A 5,121-nucleotide genomic window follows, 5' to 3' on the forward strand; every position below is an offset into this window, starting at 1 on the left:
CTTGCGAGCCATCCTGTTTTTTGCCGCCCGACCGCTCAGCCTGTCGGACGTGGAGTTTCTCGATTGGGCGCCGTATCTCGACGTGCCCGATGCCACCCCCGCACGCAAAGAGAGCCGCCGATGAATCGCCTCCGCGCCCTCCTGGTTGTGGCCATTGCGGTCTTTGCACTGGGGGCATGCGCGACGAAGCCGCTGGTTCCCTATTCGCTCGACACGCCGCCTCTGGCTCTCGTTCCGGCATCCCAGGCGGGGATCCAGGATAAGCGGAAGCGCTTTCGCGAGATCTACTGCGCTGTGCTGCAGGCCCGAGAACGCGATATTCCCGATTACCGACCCTGCGAGGACGCCCTGACACGCATCGGCAACGAGCCTGCCGGGCGCGAAAGCCCCGTCCGCCTCGGTTCTTCGAAACGACATTTGATCGCCGCAGTGGTGCCCGGAATCGGATACGAATGCTTTGCGAACTGGCTGCAGCCGCCCAACACTGTCGCAAAGCACCTGCAACAATTCGGATATGACATGGAGGTGCTAAAGGTCGATGCCCTGTCGAGTTCCGCGCACAACGCCCGCCAGATACGCGACGCGATCATGGCCATGTCAGCTGGAGCGGAGTCGCCGCGTCTGGTGCTGATCGGCTATTCGAAGGGCGCTCCGGACATCCTCGAGGCGATGGTCGCCTATCCAGAGATCCGCAGCCGGGTCGCGGCGGTGATCAGTGCCGGTGGTGCTGTCGGAGGGTCGGCGCTTGCAAATGATGCAAAGCAATACCAGGCCGAATTGCTGCAGCTGTTTCCAGGCGCGACCTGCGGTCCAGGCGATGCGGGCGGTGTGGACAGCCTGCGGCCAGCAACGCGCCGGGCGTGGCTCGCCACGCATCCGTTGCCTCGCGAGGTGCCCTACTACTCCGTCGTCACCTTCCCTCGGCCAGGCTACATCTCCTCGATCCTGACCAACAGCTACAGCAAGCTTGCCCGAATTGATCCGCGCAATGACAGCCAGGTGATCTTCTATGATCAAGTCATCCCCGGAAGCGCCCTCTTGGGCTACATCAACGCCGATCACTGGGCGCTGGCGGTGCCCATCGCCAGGACACACCCCATTATCGGCTCGATATTCGTGACGAGGAACGCCTACCCGCGAGAGGCGCTTATGGAAGCGCTTCTGCGTTTTGTGGAAGAGGATCTGTTGGCGTCGCCCTCGTGAGGCGCGGAGGCAAGAAATGTCACAAGGATCCTCATAGTACGCTCCACGACCACCCGTCGGCTCTCAAAACGCGAAGACTGATTGCCATCGGTTTAAATGGCCACCTACCAGGGTTTGGACAGGCAACAGTACTGCCTGCATCCGCAGGATCATGGCGTGCACAACTGCGACCGTGTCCACAACATGGAAGAACAACCAGCTTTGCGTACTTATGTCCTCGGATGCGTCTCCTCGGGATACTCGCTCTCTGTCGCGCCCAGCGCCTGTACACTGACAGCGGCGACAAGCCCGGTCAGCACGACGCCGGAAAATCCGATCACCACAGCGAGCAACCGTGTCGCGAAATACTGCGGCGCGAAATCTCCGTAGCCGATCGTGAGGCCGGTCACAAAGGTGAAATAAAGCGCTTCATCGACCCGCCAGTCCTCAATGCGTCCGATGACAAGACCAGATCCGATCATGACCAGCAGAACGCCAGAGACTTGGCAGCCCCGCGCTGACCACGGACCGAAGCATGCACCCGRGGTGATCTCWGACGAGGGCGGCAGTAACTACAGGACGGATCAGAAAGAGCAAGGTTCATAACCGCACCTTTGCGGCCGACCTCCCATGAGCAAAACCGCTTGACTGGGACGGCCTCGTTACCGAAGTCTGGGCCCTAAGAACCCTATGCGCCTCGGCGCAGAAGACCGGGCGCGCCTCGACGCGCACTACCAGTTCCAGCAGCAAGCGGCGGCCGCGAATGATTACCACTCCATGCGGCGTCTTATCGTCGAGTTTTATGTTCTATTGGTCTTGCTGTACGGCAACAAGACGCTGGCAGCGGCTCAAGAGCGCCTGATGATGCGCGGCACGATGGCGATCACGCTTTATCAGCAGAATCTGGTGCTTTGGCCCCCACATGAATATCATAGGCAGCTGATCGAGCTGATTTATGCCGGTAAAGTCGAGCAAGCTGTCGCCCATGTCGAGAACCTGTACCGTACGACAGAATCCAGCTTGCTTTTTGCTCCGCATGACCAGGCCATTGACCTTCGGGCTATCCTCAGCGGGGATGACAGCCCGACCCTGTCTGCAAAGGCCTAGCTCCGGTTTTTTTGCCGTCTGATGGCCGCAGGAAATGCGATAGCTTTGCTTGCAGCGATGTCAGTTGCAGTGGCGTGCGTCTCTGGTCCTCGACAGGGGCGCGTCAGAGGTGGGATCGTTCCGAAGGCGCCTGGTAGGGGGGCACATCGGACACTGGCCGGTTGTGTGAATCAAGCTCTGCAAATTGGCGGCCATGATGCTGGTTATGCAGCTCGGCGCAAGGTGAGCTCTTTATGCTCTCTGTTCCGGTCCTCAAGCCTCGCCTTTCCGGTGGAACCTGTTCTTGCCGAGACCCGCCTTCATGTCATCCCGTCGGAACCAGACCGCGCGCCCGCAACGGAGCGGCGGGTTGCCTGCAGTAAAGACGATCTGCTCGTCCGAGCGCATGCGCAGGACCTCGCCGGGCAGGATCAGGGGGCGCCGGTTCAGTTGCTTTGATCGCGAGCGCGACGAGCCGGACATCCGGCTCGTCCGGCTCATCTGGTCGACTTCGACMGTCGTGTCGCCACAGCGCCTAGAGATATATTCAGCGGTGTCAGGATCGTTAATCGCGGCGAAGCTAATCCATGAGGCGCTCTCGAACCACTTGCTTGTGGCGTTCTGGCCGCCATAGGCCTCGCGCATCTGCCCGATAGACTGGAAGATCATGATGAGCATTAGGCCGTATTTACGCCCTGAATCGCGTGCGGTTTCGAGAATCCTGAGATAGCCGAGACGCGCCACCTCATCGAGCAGGAACAGGGTCCTTCCGGTGACTTCGCCTTTGCAGTTATAGATCGCGTTCATAAGAGCGCCGATGATGACCCGGGCGAGACCCGGATGCGCGTCCAGAACCTTGAGGTCGAGCGCGATGAAAATGTCGATATCGCCTTCGGCCAGGTCGTCGGTTGAAAATGCTTCGCCTGATACCAGCGCCGCGTAGTTGGGATAGGAGAGCCAGTGCGTTTCCTTGACGGCGTTGGCATAGACGCCGGAAAAGGTCTCGGGCGTCATGTTCACGAACACCGCCACATTCTCCTTCACGAACTCCGATGCCGACTGCTCATGGATTTGCTTGAGGCGCTCACGCAGTTTCGGCTCAGGCTCGGAAAGGTTAGTGCGTACCTGTCTGAGAGTCTGCGCCTTTGCCTCCGTATGCCCCGACAAACAAACGTCAGCAATCAGCACGGTGAGGAGCTGAAGTGCGGAGGCGCGGAAGAAGTCGTCTCGTGCGGAGGTCTGCCGTGCATTGTCGGTCATGACCCAGGTCGCGACTGCGGCGATATCTTCTTCCTTCGTGCCGCCGAAACGACCGATCCAATCGAGCGCGTTGAATCCGGTCGTGGGGTCAGTGGCCTCGAGAGCGATTACCTTACGGCCAGCTTCGCGGCGATGCGCGATCACCATCTGCGCTACCTCGGAGGACGGATCAAGCACCACCAGCCCACCACCCCATTTGAGTGCGCTCGGGATCGTCACCGACGTCGTTTTGAAGCCGCCTGAACCGGCAAAAACGATTCCATGTGACGAACCGAAAGAGCCATCGAAGCAAAGTAGCGGCGAGCGACCGCCAGAACCCCAAGTCTCCTTTCTGTCCGCCCGGAATACCATTGTCGAGACGCTGTCGAGGTCGACGCGGTAGCGCTCTCCGACGACGATTCCACCCGTGACCGGAAAGAGCACTCGCGCCTCGCGCATGCCCATCCAGTCGGCTTCGCCGTAAATAGCACGTTTGCCACGAATGCGGCGCGGAGCAGCTCTGGCGAAGGCGGCGTTCCCAATCATTGCGACGCGCAGTGCAAAAATGCCTGCGAACATTGCAACACCAGCTCCGAGCATGGTCGAGGGATAAGTGTAGTACAGCACCGTCTGTTCGGCTGGCACGCGATCACTGAGTGCGGAAAGCCTCGTTGTCTCGCGAACCACGGCGATGAGAACAACCGCAGCACTTCCAGTCGCAACGCCCCAGCCAGCCGCTTTGACGCTTGCTGCACCTGCTGCCGCAAAGAGGAAGATGATGCCAACCGTTCCCGACAAGAAATAGGGTAAGGCGAGCGCGGCACGACTTAGCATCAGGCGAGCGCTGTCGTTCGTTCCGAGCGCTACCAGCAAGTGCTCGGCGTCGGTGACGCCCAACAGCGTTCCGATCATCAGTGCTGACGGCGCGATTGCGACCAGGAGCCTACTCACTGTCATGACTGAGTGCCTCCACTCCAATCTTCGCGAGCCTGGATCGCTCGGTTTCGTCTACTCGCAGCCGTCGGCTCGCATCGAGCAGTAGGCCGAGCAATAGCGCCCGCTTCTCGTAGTGGAGCCCGGCCTTCACGATCAGGCCACCCAACCCCATCTTCTCGCGTGTGTCCTTCTTGCGGACTTCCGATGTGGCAAACCGCGACACACGCTCACGCCTCACCGGCGCCGCCCGCAGCCTGGCCAGCCGCGACCGACGCGGCCAACGTACCTTTTGTCCTACCGGTTCCATCCTTCTTTCTGGACGACTTTTGGAGAAACCGCACCGCGAGTTCCTCGAAGGCCGCCAGCAACTCGGCTTCGTCGCTCTCCATCTCACCCAGTCCGGCCCGGAGTGCCATCCGCCTGATGCACTCGGCCTTGCGCGTTTCCGCTTGCCTTAATTGCTCCTGCAGTCGGGCGATTTCTTGCCTGATCTTCGATGAGGGTTTTTTCATTTTGGACCGGCCTTCCTTGTCTGGATTGAGCCAAACGCCAGGCAAAGATCGACGGGGAGGGTGCGAAGCGCATCCCCGTTTATTCTCCAGTCGGCGGAGCCGACGCTCTCAACGATGATCCCGCCGTTCCGAAGGAGCGGTCCAAGGGCGCAATTATACGTCGCTG

General features: G+C 60.3%; 6 protein-coding genes. 2 read left to right on the forward strand and 4 right to left on the reverse strand.

Going from position 1 to position 5,121, the window contains the following annotated elements:
• Positions 1–120 precede the first annotated feature (120 nt).
• The gene (locus AC1DUU_RS22425) at positions 121–1,203 is read left to right on the forward strand and encodes a lipase family protein (RefSeq protein ID WP_476785593.1); all 1,083 of its coding nucleotides are present in this window, start codon (positions 121–123) and stop codon (positions 1,201–1,203) included.
• A 209-nt stretch (positions 1,204–1,412) separates the two neighbouring features.
• Here the strand turns inward: AC1DUU_RS22425 and AC1DUU_RS22430 are convergent, their stop codons facing one another.
• Positions 1,413–1,664 (reverse strand): potassium channel family protein, encoded by a 252-nt coding sequence (locus tag AC1DUU_RS22430; RefSeq protein WP_476785594.1) that lies wholly within the window; start codon positions 1,662–1,664, stop codon positions 1,413–1,415.
• A gap of 208 nt (positions 1,665–1,872) precedes the next feature.
• On the opposite strand from AC1DUU_RS22430, the gene AC1DUU_RS22435 reads away from it, so the two are divergent.
• Positions 1,873–2,289 (forward strand): FCD domain-containing protein, encoded by a 417-nt coding sequence (locus tag AC1DUU_RS22435; protein WP_476785595.1) that lies wholly within the window; start codon positions 1,873–1,875, stop codon positions 2,287–2,289.
• Between the two features lie 252 nt (positions 2,290–2,541).
• Here the strand turns inward: AC1DUU_RS22435 and traG are convergent, their stop codons facing one another.
• The 3 genes from traG to AC1DUU_RS22450 are packed head-to-tail and all read right to left on the reverse strand — an operon-like array spanning position 2,542 to position 4,955.
• On the reverse strand, positions 2,542–4,464 hold the full coding sequence (traG, locus tag AC1DUU_RS22440) for a Ti-type conjugative transfer system protein TraG (protein ID WP_476785596.1): 1,923 nt from the start codon (positions 4,462–4,464) through the stop codon (positions 2,542–2,544).
• Positions 4,451–4,666 (reverse strand): type IV conjugative transfer system coupling protein TraD, encoded by a 216-nt coding sequence (gene traD, locus AC1DUU_RS22445; protein WP_476785598.1) that lies wholly within the window; start codon positions 4,664–4,666, stop codon positions 4,451–4,453. Before traD ends, traG begins: the two co-directional genes overlap by 14 nt.
• A 4-nt stretch (positions 4,667–4,670) precedes the next feature.
• Entirely contained in the window at positions 4,671–4,955 is a 285-nt protein-coding gene (locus AC1DUU_RS22450; RefSeq protein WP_476785597.1) for a TraC family protein, read from the reverse strand.
• Positions 4,956–5,121 lie beyond the last annotated feature (166 nt).

This window comes from Aminobacter sp. P4_H6_2 (genome assembly GCF_056400805.1).